23 protein-coding genes are annotated in these 13,934 nt (G+C 65.6%); all 23 read left to right on the forward strand.

Going from position 1 to position 13,934, the window contains the following annotated elements:
- Positions 1-2: 2 nt before the first annotated feature.
- The 23 genes from rplD to N1027_RS08690 all read left to right on the forward strand — a co-directional run bounded on the left by rplD (position 3) and on the right by N1027_RS08690 (position 13,823).
- Positions 3-662, forward strand: a complete 660-nt coding sequence (gene rplD / locus N1027_RS08580) for a 50S ribosomal protein L4 (RefSeq protein ID WP_259506963.1) — start codon at positions 3-5, stop codon at positions 660-662.
- Positions 659-964, forward strand: a complete 306-nt coding sequence (rplW, locus tag N1027_RS08585; RefSeq protein WP_259506964.1) for a 50S ribosomal protein L23 — start codon at positions 659-661, stop codon at positions 962-964. The genes rplD and rplW overlap by 4 nt, the downstream gene beginning before the upstream one ends.
- Positions 965-989: 25 nt before the next feature.
- On the forward strand, positions 990-1,829 hold the full coding sequence (gene rplB / locus N1027_RS08590) for a 50S ribosomal protein L2 (RefSeq protein WP_092547978.1): 840 nt from the start codon (positions 990-992) through the stop codon (positions 1,827-1,829).
- A 12-nt stretch (positions 1,830-1,841) separates the two neighbouring features.
- Positions 1,842-2,123, forward strand: coding sequence for a 30S ribosomal protein S19 (gene rpsS, locus N1027_RS08595; RefSeq protein ID WP_022897962.1), 282 nt, complete (start codon positions 1,842-1,844; stop codon positions 2,121-2,123).
- A gap of 27 nt (positions 2,124-2,150) precedes the next feature.
- On the forward strand, positions 2,151-2,546 hold the full coding sequence (rplV, locus tag N1027_RS08600) for a 50S ribosomal protein L22 (RefSeq protein WP_259506965.1): 396 nt from the start codon (positions 2,151-2,153) through the stop codon (positions 2,544-2,546).
- Entirely contained in the window at positions 2,546-3,310 is a 765-nt protein-coding gene (gene rpsC, locus N1027_RS08605) for a 30S ribosomal protein S3 (protein ID WP_092547972.1), read from the forward strand. Before rplV ends, rpsC begins: the two co-directional genes overlap by 1 nt.
- A 2-nt stretch (positions 3,311-3,312) precedes the next feature.
- Entirely contained in the window at positions 3,313-3,732 is a 420-nt protein-coding gene (rplP, locus tag N1027_RS08610) for a 50S ribosomal protein L16 (protein ID WP_092547969.1), read from the forward strand.
- Positions 3,732-4,070, forward strand: a complete 339-nt coding sequence (gene rpmC / locus N1027_RS08615; RefSeq protein WP_259506966.1) for a 50S ribosomal protein L29 — start codon at positions 3,732-3,734, stop codon at positions 4,068-4,070. Before rplP ends, rpmC begins: the two co-directional genes overlap by 1 nt.
- The gene (gene rpsQ, locus N1027_RS08620) at positions 4,070-4,393 is read left to right on the forward strand and encodes a 30S ribosomal protein S17 (RefSeq protein WP_092547963.1); all 324 of its coding nucleotides are present in this window, start codon (positions 4,070-4,072) and stop codon (positions 4,391-4,393) included. The genes rpmC and rpsQ overlap by 1 nt, the downstream gene beginning before the upstream one ends.
- A gap of 34 nt (positions 4,394-4,427) precedes the next feature.
- Positions 4,428-4,796, forward strand: a complete 369-nt coding sequence (gene rplN, locus N1027_RS08625) for a 50S ribosomal protein L14 (RefSeq protein WP_066041167.1) — start codon at positions 4,428-4,430, stop codon at positions 4,794-4,796.
- Positions 4,797-4,798: 2 nt separating this feature from the next.
- Positions 4,799-5,158 carry a 50S ribosomal protein L24 gene (gene rplX, locus N1027_RS08630; RefSeq protein WP_092547960.1) on the forward strand — a complete coding sequence of 120 codons (360 nt, stop codon included), beginning with the start codon at positions 4,799-4,801 and terminating at the stop codon, positions 5,156-5,158.
- Positions 5,158-5,745 carry a 50S ribosomal protein L5 gene (rplE, locus tag N1027_RS08635; RefSeq protein ID WP_259506968.1) on the forward strand — a complete coding sequence of 196 codons (588 nt, stop codon included), beginning with the start codon at positions 5,158-5,160 and terminating at the stop codon, positions 5,743-5,745. The genes rplX and rplE overlap by 1 nt, the downstream gene beginning before the upstream one ends.
- 78 nt (positions 5,746-5,823) lie before the next feature.
- On the forward strand, positions 5,824-6,222 hold the full coding sequence (gene rpsH, locus N1027_RS08640) for a 30S ribosomal protein S8 (protein WP_259506970.1): 399 nt from the start codon (positions 5,824-5,826) through the stop codon (positions 6,220-6,222).
- Between the two features lie 6 nt (positions 6,223-6,228).
- On the forward strand, positions 6,229-6,765 hold the full coding sequence (rplF, locus tag N1027_RS08645; RefSeq protein ID WP_259506972.1) for a 50S ribosomal protein L6: 537 nt from the start codon (positions 6,229-6,231) through the stop codon (positions 6,763-6,765).
- 2 nt (positions 6,766-6,767) lie between these two features.
- Positions 6,768-7,139: a 50S ribosomal protein L18 gene (gene rplR / locus N1027_RS08650; RefSeq protein WP_259506973.1), complete on the forward strand. Its 372-nt coding sequence runs from the start codon at positions 6,768-6,770 to the stop codon at positions 7,137-7,139.
- 26 nt (positions 7,140-7,165) lie between these two features.
- Positions 7,166-7,831 (forward strand): 30S ribosomal protein S5, encoded by a 666-nt coding sequence (gene rpsE, locus N1027_RS08655; RefSeq protein WP_259506975.1) that lies wholly within the window; start codon positions 7,166-7,168, stop codon positions 7,829-7,831.
- Positions 7,831-8,016, forward strand: coding sequence for a 50S ribosomal protein L30 (gene rpmD / locus N1027_RS08660; protein ID WP_259507944.1), 186 nt, complete (start codon positions 7,831-7,833; stop codon positions 8,014-8,016). Before rpsE ends, rpmD begins: the two co-directional genes overlap by 1 nt.
- Positions 8,016-8,717, forward strand: a complete 702-nt coding sequence (gene rplO, locus N1027_RS08665) for a 50S ribosomal protein L15 (RefSeq protein WP_259506976.1) — start codon at positions 8,016-8,018, stop codon at positions 8,715-8,717. The genes rpmD and rplO overlap by 1 nt, the downstream gene beginning before the upstream one ends.
- A 136-nt stretch (positions 8,718-8,853) precedes the next feature.
- Positions 8,854-10,176, forward strand: a complete 1,323-nt coding sequence (secY, locus tag N1027_RS08670) for a preprotein translocase subunit SecY (protein ID WP_259506977.1) — start codon at positions 8,854-8,856, stop codon at positions 10,174-10,176.
- Positions 10,173-10,778, forward strand: coding sequence for an adenylate kinase (locus N1027_RS08675; RefSeq protein ID WP_259506978.1), 606 nt, complete (start codon positions 10,173-10,175; stop codon positions 10,776-10,778). Before secY ends, N1027_RS08675 begins: the two co-directional genes overlap by 4 nt.
- A gap of 16 nt (positions 10,779-10,794) precedes the next feature.
- Positions 10,795-11,646 carry a type I methionyl aminopeptidase gene (gene map / locus N1027_RS08680; protein ID WP_259507945.1) on the forward strand — a complete coding sequence of 284 codons (852 nt, stop codon included), beginning with the start codon at positions 10,795-10,797 and terminating at the stop codon, positions 11,644-11,646.
- A gap of 48 nt (positions 11,647-11,694) precedes the next feature.
- On the forward strand, positions 11,695-13,395 hold the full coding sequence (gene ptsP, locus N1027_RS08685) for a phosphoenolpyruvate--protein phosphotransferase (RefSeq protein WP_259506979.1): 1,701 nt from the start codon (positions 11,695-11,697) through the stop codon (positions 13,393-13,395).
- On the forward strand, positions 13,392-13,823 hold the full coding sequence (locus N1027_RS08690; RefSeq protein ID WP_259506981.1) for a PTS mannitol transporter subunit IIA: 432 nt from the start codon (positions 13,392-13,394) through the stop codon (positions 13,821-13,823). Before ptsP ends, N1027_RS08690 begins: the two co-directional genes overlap by 4 nt.
- Positions 13,824-13,934: the final 111 nt, after the last annotated feature.

Here is a 13,934-nt window from a genome sequence, read left to right on the forward strand (position 1 = left end):
TCATGGCTACCGCAACTAACACGCTCGATGTCCTCGACGTCTCCGGCAAGAAGTCCGGCACCGTCGAGCTGCCCGCCGAGATCTTCGACGTGCAGACCAACATCCCGCTCATCCACCAGGTCGTCGTCGCTCAGCTCGCCGCGGCCCGTCAGGGAACCCACAAGACCAAGCGTCGTGGTGAGGTCTCCGGTGCCGGCCGCAAGCCGTTCAAGCAGAAGGGAACCGGTCGCGCTCGTCAGGGCTCGATCCGCGCCCCTCAGATGACCGGTGGTGGCATCGTGCACGGACCGGTGCCCCGCAGCTACGCGCAGCGCACCCCCAAGAAGATGATCGCCGCGGCTCTGCTCGGCGCGCTGTCCGACCGCGCTCGCGGCGGCCGCGTGCACGTGGTCGAGTCGCTCTCGCAGGGTGAGACCCCCTCGACGAAGGCCGTGAACGAGTTCCTCGCCACTGTCGCGTCGTCCAAGCACGTGCTGATCGTGCTGGAGCGCACCGACGAGCTGAGCCTCAAGAGCGTTCGCAACATCCCGACCGTTCACGTGCTGCCCGCAGACCAGCTGAACGCCTACGACGTCCTCGTCTCCGACGACATCGTCTTCACCAAGGGTTCCTTCGACGGCTTCGTCGCCTCGAAGACCAAGAAGGAAGAGGTTTCCGCATGAGCAACGCCGCGTTCAACAAGGACCCGCGCGACATCATCCTGTCTCCGGTCGTCTCCGAGAAGAGCTACGGCCTGATCGATGAGGGCAAGTACACCTTCGTGGTCGACCCCCGCTCGAACAAGACCGAGATCAAGCTCGCCATCGAGAAGATCTTCGGTGTTCAGGTCGCGTCGATCAACACGCTGAACCGCACGGGCAAGACCCGTCGCACCAAGTTCGGCCAGGGCAAGCGCAAGGACACCAAGCGTGCCATCGTCACGCTGAAGTCCGGTTCCATCGACATCTTCACGGCCGTCGGCTAGGCGCGGAAGCTAGAGGAAAAGACACATGGCTATTCGTAAGTACAAGCCCACGACTCCGGGCCGTCGCGGTTCGTCCGTCGCGGACTTCGCAGAGATCACCCGCTCGACTCCTGAGAAGTCGCTGCTCCGCCCGCTCTCCAAGACCGGCGGCCGCAACAACCAGGGTCGTATCACGACGCGTCACATCGGTGGTGGCCACAAGCGCCAGTACCGCGTGATCGACTTCCGTCGCAACGACAAGGACGGCGTCAACGCGAAGGTCGCTCACATCGAGTACGACCCCAACCGCACCGCACGCATCGCGCTGCTCCACTTCGTGGACGGCACGAAGCGCTACATCCTCGCGCCGAACAAGCTCGCCCAGGGCGACATCGTCGAGTCGGGTGCAGGCGCGGACATCAAGCCCGGCAACAACCTGCCGCTGCGCAACATCCCCACCGGTACCGTCATCCACGCGATCGAGCTGAAGCCGGGCGGTGGCGCCAAGATGGCCCGCTCCGCCGGTGCGTCGGTTCGACTCGTCGCCAAGGACGGCCCCTACGCGCAGCTCCGTCTGCCGTCGGGCGAGATCCGCAACGTGGATGCGCGCTGCCGCGCCACGATCGGCGAGGTCGGCAACGCCGAGCAGTCCAACATCAACTGGGGCAAGGCCGGCCGTAACCGCTGGAAGGGCATCCGCCCGACCGTCCGTGGTGTCGCGATGAACCCGGTCGACCACCCGCACGGTGGTGGAGAGGGAAAGACGTCCGGTGGACGTCACCCTGTCAGCCCGTGGGGTCAGGCCGAAGGCCGCACCCGTCACCCCAACAAGGAAAGCGACAAGCTCATCGTGCGTCGCCGGACCGTCGGCAAGAAGCGTAAGTAGGAGTCGTAGAAAATGCCACGCAGTCTCAAAAAGGGCCCCTTCGTCGACGACCACCTGTACCGCAAGGTCGTCACGCAGAACGAAGCCGGTTCGAAGAACGTCATCAAGACCTGGTCGCGCCGTTCGATGATCATCCCCGCGTTCCTCGGGCACACCATCGCTGTGCACGACGGCCGCAAGCACATCCCGGTGTTCATCACCGAGACCATGGTCGGTCACAAGCTGGGCGAATTCGCCCCCACCCGTACCTTCCGTGGACACGTGAAGGACGACAAGAAGGGCCGTCGCCGCTAACCGCGGTGACGTGAAGGAGGAAGAGAAATGGTGGAGTCGATCGCACGCGTGCGTCACATCCGCGTCACCCCCATGAAGGCCCGTCGTGTCGTCAACCTGATCCGCGGCCGTCAGGCCGTTGAAGCGTTGGCCATCCTGAAGTTCGCCCCACAGGGCGCTTCGGAGCCCGTGTACAAGCTGGTCGCCTCGGCGATCGCGAACGCGCGGGTCAAGGCGGATGCCTCGAACAGCTACCTGGACGAGCAGGACCTTTTCATCGCGAAGGCTTTCGTCGATGAGGGCACCACGCTCAAGCGCTTCCAGCCTCGTGCACAGGGTCGCGCGTTCCGCATCAACAAGCGCACCAGCCACATCACGATCGTGCTGGCAACCCCCGACGAGGCTTCGGCCATCGAAGGCGCGAGCAAGAAGGCGAGCAAGTAATGGGCCAGAAAGTCAATCCGTACGGCTTCCGTCTCGGAATCACCACCGACCACGTGTCGCGCTGGTTCTCCGACAGCACGAAGAAGGGTCAGCGCTACAGCGACTATGTCGCCGAAGACGTGAAGATCCGCAACCTGCTGAAGACCTCGCTCGACCGCGCCGGAGTGGCGCGCATCGAGATCGAGCGCACCCGTGACCGCGTTCGCGTCGACATTCACACCGCCCGTCCGGGCATCGTGATCGGTCGTCGTGGCGCCGAGGCCGAGCGCATCCGCTCCGACCTCGAGAAGCTCACCGGCAAGCAGATCCAGCTGAACATCCTCGAGGTCAAGAACCCCGAGGCCGAGGCTCAGCTGGTGGCTCAGGGCATCGCCGAGCAGCTCACCGCTCGTGTGGCCTTCCGCCGCGCGATGCGCAAGGGTCTGCAGGGTGCTCAGCGCGCCGGCGCCAAGGGTGTCCGCATCCAGGTCTCCGGCCGTCTCGGCGGCGCGGAGATGAGCCGCTCGGAGTTCTACCGTGAAGGCCGCGTGCCGCTGCACACCCTCCGCGCCAACATCGACTACGGCTTCTACGAGGCCAAGACGACGTTCGGCCGCATCGGTGTGAAGGTCTGGATCTACAAGGGCGACATCACCAACAAGGAGCTCGCCCGCGAGCAGGCCAACCAGAAGTCGACGCGCCCCGAGCGTGGCGACCGTGACCGTCCGCGCCGTAACGCCGCCCCCAAGGCGGACGCTCCGGTCGCAGCAGGAGTTGAGGCGTAACCATGCTTATCCCCCGTAGAGTCAAACACCGCAAGCAGCACCACCCGGGTCGCAGTGGGCACGCCACCGGCGGCACCAAGGTGAGCTTCGGCGAGTACGGCATCCAGGCCATCACCCCCGCTTACGTGACCAACCGTCAGATCGAGTCCGCTCGTATCGCGATGACCCGTCACATCAAGCGTGGTGGAAAGGTGTGGATCAACATCTACCCCGACCGTCCGCTCACGAAGAAGCCGGCCGAAACCCGCATGGGTTCCGGTAAGGGTTCGCCCGAGTGGTGGGTCGCGAACGTCAAGCCGGGTCGTGTGCTGTTCGAGCTGAGCGGGGTCAACGAGACCGTCGCTCGCGAGGCGCTCACCCGAGCAATCCACAAGCTGCCCCTTAAGGCACGCATCATCAAGCGCGAGGAGGGCGACGCGTAATGGCGATCGGTTCCAAGGAGCTCGCCCCGGCGGAGCTCGACACGTTCGAAGATTCTCGACTTCTCGAGGAACTTCGCAAGGCCAAGGAAGAGCTGTTCAACCTGCGCTTCCAGTCGGCTACCGGCCAGCTCGAAAGCCACGGCCGCCTGCGCGCCGTGAAGCGTGACATCTCGCGCATCTACACGGTCATCCGTGAGCGCGAGCTGGGCATCCGAGCGACGCCCGCCCCCGTCGAGGCCCCGGCCAAGGCGACGAAGAAGACCAAGAAGGCGACCGAGGCACCCGCTGCCGAGGCTGCCGAGCCTGAGAAGGCTGCTGAGACCGAGGAGGCCAAGTAATGGCTAAGACCGAAGAAAAGGTCGTAGCGACTGGCCACGAGTCGGCTTCGCACGACGTCAAAGACGCGGAGGCCCGCGGTTACCGCAAGGCTCGCCGCGGCTACGTGACTTCCGACAAGATGGACAAGACCATCGTCGTCGAGGTCGAGGACCGCGTGAAGCACCCGCTGTACGGCAAGGTCATCCGCCGCACCTCCAAGGTGAAGGCGCACGACGAGACCAACAGCGCCGGCATCGGCGACCTCGTGCTCATCAACGAGACCCGTCCCCTGAGTTCGACCAAGCGCTGGCGTCTGGTCGAGATCCTCGAGAAGGCCAAGTAGGCCTCGGCTTACTTAGTTCAGGAAGAGTAGAAGAATGCTTCAGCAAGAATCACGAGTGAAGGTCGCCGACAACACCGGCGCCAAGGAGCTCCTGACGATTCGTGTTCTCGGTGGATCCGGCCGTCGCTACGCGGGACTCGGCGATGTCATCGTCGCCACCGTGAAGGACGCCATCCCCGGTGGCAACGTCAAGAAGGGCGATGTGGTCAAGGCCGTCATCGTCCGCACCGTCAAGTCGACCCGTCGTTCCGACGGCTCGTACATCAAGTTCGACGAGAACGCCGCCGTGATCCTGAAGAACGACGGGGACCCCCGTGGTACCCGCATCTTCGGACCGGTCGGCCGTGAGCTCCGTGACAAGAAGTTCATGAAGATCATCTCGCTGGCACCGGAGGTCATTTAGTCATGGCGAACATCAAGAAGGGTGACCTGGTTCAGGTCATCTCCGGCCCCAGCCAGGCCCGCGGCGGAGACCGCGGCAAGCAGGGTCGTGTCATCGAGGTGCAGGTCGAGAAGGACCGCGTCGTCGTCGAGGGCGTGAACTTCGTCACGAAGCACGTTCGCGTCGGTCAGACCCAGCGCGGCACGAAGACCGGCGGCATCGAGACCATGGAGGCGCCGATCCACGTGTCGAACGTCGCTCTGGTCGACCCCGAGACCAAGAAGCCGACCCGCGTCGGCCACCGCAACGAAGAAGTCACGAAGGACGGCGTCACCAAGACGGTCCGCGTTCGTTACGCGAAGAAGTCAGGTAAGGACCTCTGATGAGCACCGAGACTGCTGCGCCCGCTGGCAAAATCCAGCCGCGCCTCAAGCAGAAGTACAAGAGCGAGATCGTCGATCAGCTCACGAAGGACTTCGGTTTCACGAACGTGCACCAGGTGCCCGGGCTCGTGAAGATCGTCGTGAACACCGGTGTCGGTGAAGCAGCGCGCGATGGCAAGATCATCGACGGCGCCGTGAAGGACCTCACCGCGATCACCGGCCAGAAGCCGCAGGTCACGAAGGCCCGCAAGTCGATCGCACAGTTCAAGCTGCGCGAGGGACAGCCCATCGGCGCTCACGTCACGCTTCGTGGCGACCGCGCCTGGGAGTTCCTGGACCGTCTGCTCTCGCTCGCGCTTCCCCGTATCCGCGACTTCCGTGGTCTCTCGGACCAGCAGTTCGACGGCCGCGGCAACTACACCTTCGGTCTCCAGGAGCAGTCCGTGTTCCACGAGATCGACCAGGACAAGATCGACCGCGTGCGTGGTTTCGACATCACCGTCGTCACCACCGCGAAGACCGACGACGAGGGACGCGCGCTGCTCAAGGCGCTCGGCTTCCCCTTCAAGACGGCCGAAAACTCCTAAGCACCACCTCACCCACGACGACCACAGGTCGGCATCCTCGGAAAGGGTGTCGAAACCAGGCGCGAAAGGCACCACATCATGACAATGACAGATCCGGTCGCAGACATGCTGACCAGACTGCGCAACGCGAACTCGGCGCACCACGACACCGTGTCGATGCCGCATTCGAAGCTCAAGTCGCACATCGCCGACATCCTGAAGGCCGAGGGTTACATCTCCGGCTGGGAGGTCTCGGACGCGAAGGTCGGCCAGACGCTGACGCTGAACCTCAAGTTCGGCCCGAACCGCGAGCGTTCGATCGCGGGCATCAAGCGCGTCTCGAAGCCCGGTCTCCGCGTCTACGCGAAGTCCACCGAGATCCCGACGGTCCTCGGCGGCCTCGGCGTCGCCATCCTGTCCACCTCCTCGGGTCTGCTGACAGACCGCCAGGCGAGCAAGAAGGGCGTGGGTGGGGAAGTCCTCGCCTACGTGTGGTAATCGACAATGTCACGAATCGGACGTCTTCCCATCGACATCCCTGCCGGCGTCACCGTCTCGATCGACGGTCAGGCTGTCGCAGTCAAGGGCCCCAAGGGTGAGCTCGCGCTCACCATCAAGGAGCCCATCGCCGCTTCGGTCGAGGAGAACCAGGTTCTGGTCACCCGCCCGGACGACGAGCGCGAGTCGCGCTCGCTGCACGGCCTCACCCGCACACTCATCGCGAACCAGATCATCGGCGTGACCACCGGCTACTCCAAGAGCCTCGAGGTCGTCGGAACCGGTTACCGCGTCGCCGCGAAGGGCTCGGGCGTCGAGTTCGCTCTCGGCTATTCGCACCCCATCTCGGTCGAACCGCCTGCGGGCATCTCGTTCACCGTCGAGGGCAACAACAAGCTCACGGTCAACGGAATCGACAAGCAGGCCGTCGGTGAGGTTGCCGCCAACATTCGCAAGCTGCGCAAGCCCGAGCCCTACAAGGGCAAGGGCGTGCGTTACGCCGGCGAGGTCGTTCGCCGCAAGGCCGGAAAGAGTGGTAAGTAACCATGGCTACTGGAATCAGAGGAAAGTCGAAGTCCGCTGCCCGCGATCGCCGGCACGCCCGACTTCGCAAGAAGGTCGAGGGCACGCCATTGCGTCCGCGCCTCGTCGTCACGCGTTCAGCCCGTCACGTCTTCGTGCAGGTCGTCGACGACAGCAAGGGTCACACTCTTGCGTCGGCCTCGACGCTCGAGTCCGACCTGCGCACCTTCGACGGTGACAAGACCGCGAAGGCCAAGCGAGTCGGCGAACTCGTCGCCGAGCGCGCCAAGCAGGCCGGCGTCGACGCTGTCGTGTTCGACCGCGGTGGAAACCGCTACGCAGGCCGCGTCGCGGCGATTGCCGATGGAGCACGAGAGGGTGGTTTGAGCCTGTGAGCACCGAAACCAACAAGGAGCAGGACGTGGCAGCAGTTGCCCAGGCGCCCGTTGAGACGGCTGCGTCGACCGAGTCGACTCAGGCCGAGCCTCGCGAGGCCCGCCGTGGCGGCCGTGAGCGCAACCCGAACCGTGGCGACCGTGGAGGCCGTGACTCTGACAAGAGCAACTTCCTCGAGCGCGTCGTGACCATCAACCGCGTCTCCAAGGTCGTGAAGGGTGGTCGTCGCTTCAGCTTCACCGCTCTCGTGGTCGTCGGCGACGGCAACGGACTGGTGGGCGTCGGCTACGGCAAGGCTCGCGAAGTCCCGACCGCGATCTCCAAGGGCGTCGAGGAAGCGAAGAAGAACTTCTTCCGCGTCCCCCGCGTCGGTAACACGATCCCCCACCCCGTGCAGGGTGAGGCCGCAGCCGGTGTGGTGCTCTTGCGCCCCGCCGCCGCCGGTACCGGCGTCATCGCCGGTGGCCCGGTGCGTGCGGTACTCGAGTGCGCCGGCATCCACGACATCCTCTCGAAGTCGCTCGGTTCGTCGAACACGATCAACATCGTGCACGCGACGGTCGAGGCCCTGCAGCAGCTCGAAGAGCCGCGCGCAGTGGCGGCCCGCCGTGGCCTCGACTTCGAAGACGTCGCCCCGGCCCGCCTCGTGCGTGCTGAGGCCGACGCCCTAGCAGCGAAGGCAGGTGCATGATGGCCGCGCGCCTGAAGATCACCCAGATCAAGTCCAAGATCAGCGAGAAGCAGAACCAGCGTGACACGCTGCGCAGCCTCGGACTGAAGCGCATCCACGACATCGTGGTGCGCGACGACAACGCCCAGAACCGGGGCTACGTGCGCACCGTCGCACACCTGGTGAAGGTCGAGGAGATTGACTAATGGCTGAGAACGAAGCCAAGGAAGCCGCCGAGAAGGCTGCTCCGAAGAAGGCGGCGGCCCCCAAGGCCGCAGCTGCGCCCAAGAAGGACGCGGCGGAGAAGGCTCCGGCCAAGGCTGCTGCTCCGAAGAAGGCTGCAGCCCCCAAGGCTGCCGCGGCCAAGGCCGCCGACGGCGAGAGCAAGGCTCCGGCCGCTGCCAAGGCCCCCGCGGCCAAGGCTGCGCCGAAGACGGCTGCCAAGGATGCAGAGGCCACTGGCCCCCGCGAGCACGTGCTCAAGGTTCACCACCTGCGCCCGGCGCCCGGTGCCAAGAAGGCGCGCACGCGTGTCGGTCGTGGTGAGGGCTCCAAGGGTAAGACTGCGGGCCGTGGCACCAAGGGCACGAAGGCCCGCTACCAGGTGCGAGTCGGCTTCGAGGGTGGGCAGATGCCGCTGCACATGCGCACCCCGAAGCTGCGCGGGTTCAAGAACCCGTTCCGCGTCGAGTACCAGGTCGTGAACCTGGAGACGCTCGCCGAGCTCTACCCCTCTGGCGGAGATGTCACCGTGGTCGACCTGGTCGCCAAGGGTGCTGTCCGCAAGAACGAAAAAGTGAAGGTTCTCGGCAATGGTGACATTGCAGTTAAGCTGAACGTTGCGGTCGACAAGGTCTCCGGCTCTGCTGAGCAGAAGATCGTCGCCGCGGGTGGTTCCGTCAAGTAGGTACCCCAAAAACCGGTGGCCTGGTTCGTGCGCGATCGACTTCTGCGTCATGTGAATGATGTAGCCTGTCGAGGCCATGAACTGGGTCACCGGCTTTCTTGGCATTAAGCCACACACGCAAGCAGGAGGCCCCCTTTTGTTCAAAGCCGTCGCGAGGATCTTCCGTACGCCGGATCTCCGCCGGAAGATCGGGTTCACGCTCGGCATCGTCGCCCTGTTCCGACTGGGGTCGTTCATCCCCGCTCCCTTCGTGGACTTCGGAAACGTGCAGACCTGTCTTGCCGCGAACCAGAACACGTCCGGTTTGTACGAGCTCGTCAACCTCTTCAGTGGTGGCGCCCTCCTGCAACTGTCCATCTTCGCGCTGGGGATCATGCCGTACATCACGGCGTCGATCATCGTGCAGTTGCTGCGTGTGGTCATCCCCCACTTCGAGACCCTCTACAAGGAGGGCCAGTCCGGTCAGTCGAAGCTCACGCAGTACACGCGCTACCTGACCATCGCCCTCGGCATCCTGCAGTCGACGACGCTGATCACCGTGGCCCGGAGCGGGGCCCTGTTCGGCACCTCGACGGTCGCGGAGTGCGGCCAGCTGATCACCAACGACGCCTGGTACGCCATCCTGCTGATGGTCATCACGATGACGGCCGGTACCGGCGTCATCATGTGGTTCGGCGAGATGATCACCGAGCGGGGAATCGGCAACGGCATGTCGCTGCTCATCTTCACCTCGATCGCCGCTCGTTTCCCCGAGTCGCTCTGGCTCATCGCGCAGACCAAGAGCTTCGAGGTCTTCCTGCTGGTGATCGCGGTCGGACTCGCGGTGATGGCGCTCGTGGTGTTCGTCGAACTCTCGCAGAGACGCATCCCCGTGCAATACGCCAAACGGGTGGTCGGCAGGCGAACGTATGGCGGCAACAACACTTACATCCCCATCAAGGTCAACATGGCCGGTGTGGTGCCCGTGATCTTCGCGTCGTCGTTGCTCTATCTGCCGGCGCTGATCGCGCAGTTCAACCAACCGGCGCCCGGTGAGGCGCCAGCAGGCTGGGTGACCTGGATCAACAACTACCTGGTGCGTGGCGATCATCCGCTCTACATGTTGTTGTACTTCCTGCTCATCGTGGGCTTCACCTACTTCTACGTCGCGATCACCTTCAACCCTGAAGAGGTCGCCGACAACATGAAGAAGTTCGGCGGGTTCATTCCGGGCATCCGCGCTGGGCGCCCGACGGCCGAGTACCTCGACTACGTGCTGACGCGCATCACCCTTCCCGGATCGATCTACCTCGGTTTGATCGCACTGCTGCCACTCATAGCCTTGGCGGCGGTCGGGGCGAATCAGAACTTCCCGTTCGGCGGTGCGTCCATCCTCATCATCGTCGGCGTGGGTCTTGAGACGGTGAAGCAGATCGACTCGCAGTTGCAGCAACGCCACTACGAGGGACTCCTGCGATGACGGATGGGCAGAGCGAGCCGGCAGTGACCAGCTCGCTCCGCCTCCTCCTCATCGGCCCTCCGGGGGCTGGTAAGGGGACGCAGGCTGCGCGCCTGTCGGAGGCCTACGGGATTCCGGCCATCTCCACCGGCGACATCTTCCGTGAGAACGTGAAGAACGGCACCGAACTCGGTGTCAAAGCCAAGGAGTTCATGGATGCGGGCCAGTACGTTCCCGATTCCCTCACCAACGACCTGGTGCGGGACCGGCTCAGCCAGCCCGACGTGGTCGACGGCTTCCTCCTCGACGGCTACCCGCGCACCCTGCAGCAGGTCGGGGAGCTCGACGACATCCTGGGTGTCGACGACTACTCGCTCGATGCCGTGATCGTGCTCACGGCCGAGACCGAGGAAGTCGTGTCGAGGCTGCTGAAGCGCTCGGCCGAGCAGGGTCGGAGCGATGACACCGAAGAGGTCATCCGGCACCGGCTCGCCGTCTACGCCGAGCAGACCGCTCCGCTCATCGACGTCTATGCAGGGCGTGGACTGGTCGTGAATGTCGACGGTCTCGGTGAGATCGACGAGGTCACCGGCCGGATCATCGCCGCCCTCGCGAGCCGATGATCGGTCGCGCTCGGTGATCGGGCGTAAGGGGCCGGGCATCTACAAGACGCCCGCCGAGCTGCGCCTCATGGTGCGACCCGGGCTCGTCACCGCCGCCTCCCTCGCGGCGGTGCGCGAGGCCATCCGTCCGGGAATCTCAACGCTCGAGCTCGACGCCATCGCCGATCAGACCATCCGGTCGCTCGGGGGAGTGTCGAATTTCCAGATGGTGCCCGGATACCTGCACACGGTGTGCGCGTCGGTGAACGACGACATCGTGCACGGGATCCCCGGGTCGCGCATCCTGCAACCGGGTGACATCGTGTCGATCGACAGCGGTGCCGACGTCGGCGGCTGGAACGGCGACTCCGCGATGACCGTCGTGCTCGACGACCCGACCCGACCCGAGGAGTTCGCCGCGCGACGACTGCTCTCCGACGTGACCGAGCAGGCGCTCTGGCACGGGATCGCACGGTTGGCATCCGCGCGCCACCTGAACGAGGTGGGGGAGGCGATCGAGGAGTTCGTCGAAGAGCACCCGTCGACCCTCGACGGCGCGCGGTACGGAATCCTCACCGACTACATCGGCCACGGCATCGGCCGCAGCATGCACGAGGCGCCGCCGGTGTTCAACTACCGGGTGCGCCAGCGCGGCCCGGAGGTCAAGCCCGGCCTGGTCGTGGCGATCGAGCCGATGATCACGGCCGGCACCACCGAGACCTACACGCGCGAAGACGAGTGGACCGTGGCATCCGCCGACGGCAGCATGTCGTCGCACTGGGAGCACTCGGTCGCCGTGCACAAAGACGGCATCTGGGTTCTCACCGCCGAGGACGGCGGGGCGGCGGCGCTCGCGCCCCTCGGGATCACGCCTGTTCCCATTCCCTGATCGCGTGCGAGCCGACTCGGTGGCAGAGTATCGGTGAGGAGGGTGATGATGGCTGAACCGACGAATGGACCGGCGACGCGCACTCTGCACGGCACCGGCATCGGTCGTGGGATCGCGGTGGGCACCGTGCTCCGGATGCCCGACCCGCTGCCCGAGCCCGACGAGACCCCGAGCACCCTGACGCCCGATGCCGAGAAGGACCGGGCGAGGGCCTCCCTCGCCGCCACGGCGGTCGTGATCCGACACCGGGGTGAGCACACGAGCGGATCGGCGAAAGACGTGCTCGAGGCCCAGGCGTACATGGCAGAAGATCCGGCGTTGATCGACGACGTCGCCGTGCGGATCGACGGTGGGGCGACCGCCGAACGCGCCGTGTTCGAGGCCTTCGCCGCCTTCCGAGACCTGCTCGTGAGCATGGGCGGCTACATGGGGGAGCGGGCGACCGACCTCGACGACGTCTCGCAACGGGTGGTTGCCGACCTCCGTGGCGTTCCTGCGCCGGGCGTGCCCGACCCCGATCACCCCTTCGTGCTCGTGGCCCGCGACCTCGCCCCGGCCGACACCGCCCTGCTCGACCTCGACAAGGTGCTCGCCCTGGTGACCAGCGACGGCGGACCCACTTCGCACACGGCGATCCTCGCCCGCGAGAAGTCCATCGTGGCGATCGTGGGGGTGACGGATGCGCTCGGTCTCGCCGACGGAACCGAGGTCGTCGTCGACGCGGGAGCCGGCACCGTCGGAGTCTCGCCGAGCGACGAGGAACGGGCTGCGGCCCTCTCCCGAGCTGACGATCTGAAAGCGACCCGAAAGGCGGCCACCGGCCCCGGACGACTTGCCGACGGCACCCTCATCCCGCTGCTGGCGAACCTCGGTTCGGCCGACGGCGCTGCGGATGCCTTGGCGAGGGGCGCCGAGGGTGTCGGTCTCTTCCGCACCGAGTTCCTCTTTCTCGATGCCGCCAGCGCCCCCACCGTCGAGGAGCAGAAGGCGCAGTACGTGCGCCTGCTCGAGGCGTTCGCCGGGAAGAAGGTCGTCGTGCGGGCCCTGGATGCGGGTGCCGACAAACCCCTCAGCTTCCTCAACGACGCGCCGGAGGGCAACCCGGCACTCGGTCTCCGCGGGCTGCGCGCACTCCGGGCGAACGAACCGATCCTGCGCGATCAGCTCGCCGCTCTCGCCGCAGCCGATGCCGAGACCGACGCCGAGGTCTGGGTGATGGCGCCGATGGTGGCCACCGTCGAGGAGGCCCGGTATTTCACGGACCTCGCGCACGAGGCCGGGCTGAAGACTGCGGGCGTCATGGTGGAGGTGCCGTCGTCGGCGCTGCTGGCCGACCGCATCCTCGCCCACGCGGACTTCGCCTCGATCGGCACGAACGATCTCACCCAGTACACCCTCGCGGCCGACCGCCTGCTGGGCTCGGTGGCCTCGTTGCAGGACCCGTGGCATCCGGCTGTTCTGAAACTCGTCGGGGAGGTGGGCGCCGCGGGTCACGTCTCGGGCAAGCCCGTCGGCATCTGCGGCGAGGCCGCGGCCGACCCGCTGCTCGCCGTCGTGCTGGTGGGCCTCGGCGCCACCACCCTCTCGATGTCGCCTTCGGCGCTCGCCGACGTGCGCGCCGAACTCCTCCACTTCACACTTGACGACGCCCGACGATTCGCCGATCTGGCGCTCTCGACCGACAGCGCCGACGGGGCGCGCGCCGCGGTGACGGCTGCCGCCGCCGCGGCGGAAAGGACATCAGCATGACAGTTCTCGAGCGGTCGCAGATCCGGCTGAACGGCACGGCACGGCACAAAGACGAAGCGATCGCCGAGGCGGCCGAGATCCTGGTGGCTGCGGATGCCGTGCTCCCGGGCTATGTCGACTCCATGCGGTCGCGCGAGGAGGAGATCTCGACCTACATGGGGAACCTCCTCGCCATCCCGCACGGCACCGAGGAGGGCAAAGACACCGTTCTCGATTCCGCGGTCTCCTTCGTGCGCTACGACCAGCCGCTCGACTGGGGCGGCGAAGAGGTGCGTTTCGTGGTCGGCATCGCCGGCAAGGACGGCGGCCACCTTGCTCTGCTCGCGAAGATCGCTCTCGTTTTCAGCGACGAGGACGACGTCGCCAGGCTCCTCGACGCAAAGACTCCCGAGGTCGTTCTCGACATCCTCCGCGACATCAACGGTTAGGTGGCGTCGCCACGGCGCCGGCGGTCGTTGCTTTTCGACACGAATAGGAGTATTGGAGCTCCTTGCAGAGCGCCGATTCTTAGCGTAAGCTCGATCTTTGGTGTTTTCGGC

Source organism: Herbiconiux aconitum (assembly GCF_024979235.1).
Lineage (GTDB): Bacteria > Actinomycetota > Actinomycetes > Actinomycetales > Microbacteriaceae > Herbiconiux > Herbiconiux aconitum.

What these genes read in the sequence shown, in the direction of transcription:
- rplD (WP_259506963.1), top strand. Translation starts at nt 3, where the DNA reads ATGGCTACCGCAACTAACACGCTCGATGTCCTCGACGTCTCCGGCAAG.
- rplW (WP_259506964.1), top strand. Translation starts at nt 659, where the DNA reads ATGAGCAACGCCGCGTTCAACAAGGACCCGCGCGACATCATCCTGTCT.
- rplB (WP_092547978.1), top strand. Translation starts at nt 990, where the DNA reads ATGGCTATTCGTAAGTACAAGCCCACGACTCCGGGCCGTCGCGGTTCG.
- rpsS (WP_022897962.1), top strand. Translation starts at nt 1,842, where the DNA reads ATGCCACGCAGTCTCAAAAAGGGCCCCTTCGTCGACGACCACCTGTAC.
- rplV (WP_259506965.1), top strand. Translation starts at nt 2,151, where the DNA reads ATGGTGGAGTCGATCGCACGCGTGCGTCACATCCGCGTCACCCCCATG.
- rpsC (WP_092547972.1), top strand. Translation starts at nt 2,546, where the DNA reads ATGGGCCAGAAAGTCAATCCGTACGGCTTCCGTCTCGGAATCACCACC.
- rplP (WP_092547969.1), top strand. Translation starts at nt 3,313, where the DNA reads ATGCTTATCCCCCGTAGAGTCAAACACCGCAAGCAGCACCACCCGGGT.
- rpmC (WP_259506966.1), top strand. Translation starts at nt 3,732, where the DNA reads ATGGCGATCGGTTCCAAGGAGCTCGCCCCGGCGGAGCTCGACACGTTC.
- rpsQ (WP_092547963.1), top strand. Translation starts at nt 4,070, where the DNA reads ATGGCTAAGACCGAAGAAAAGGTCGTAGCGACTGGCCACGAGTCGGCT.
- rplN (WP_066041167.1), top strand. Translation starts at nt 4,428, where the DNA reads ATGCTTCAGCAAGAATCACGAGTGAAGGTCGCCGACAACACCGGCGCC.
- rplX (WP_092547960.1), top strand. Translation starts at nt 4,799, where the DNA reads ATGGCGAACATCAAGAAGGGTGACCTGGTTCAGGTCATCTCCGGCCCC.
- rplE (WP_259506968.1), top strand. Translation starts at nt 5,158, where the DNA reads ATGAGCACCGAGACTGCTGCGCCCGCTGGCAAAATCCAGCCGCGCCTC.
- rpsH (WP_259506970.1), top strand. Translation starts at nt 5,824, where the DNA reads ATGACAATGACAGATCCGGTCGCAGACATGCTGACCAGACTGCGCAAC.
- rplF (WP_259506972.1), top strand. Translation starts at nt 6,229, where the DNA reads ATGTCACGAATCGGACGTCTTCCCATCGACATCCCTGCCGGCGTCACC.
- rplR (WP_259506973.1), top strand. Translation starts at nt 6,768, where the DNA reads ATGGCTACTGGAATCAGAGGAAAGTCGAAGTCCGCTGCCCGCGATCGC.
- rpmD (WP_259507944.1), top strand. Translation starts at nt 7,831, where the DNA reads ATGGCCGCGCGCCTGAAGATCACCCAGATCAAGTCCAAGATCAGCGAG.
- rplO (WP_259506976.1), top strand. Translation starts at nt 8,016, where the DNA reads ATGGCTGAGAACGAAGCCAAGGAAGCCGCCGAGAAGGCTGCTCCGAAG.
- N1027_RS08675 (WP_259506978.1), top strand. Translation starts at nt 10,173, where the DNA reads ATGACGGATGGGCAGAGCGAGCCGGCAGTGACCAGCTCGCTCCGCCTC.
- ptsP (WP_259506979.1), top strand. Translation starts at nt 11,695, where the DNA reads ATGGCTGAACCGACGAATGGACCGGCGACGCGCACTCTGCACGGCACC.
- N1027_RS08690 (WP_259506981.1), top strand. Translation starts at nt 13,392, where the DNA reads ATGACAGTTCTCGAGCGGTCGCAGATCCGGCTGAACGGCACGGCACGG.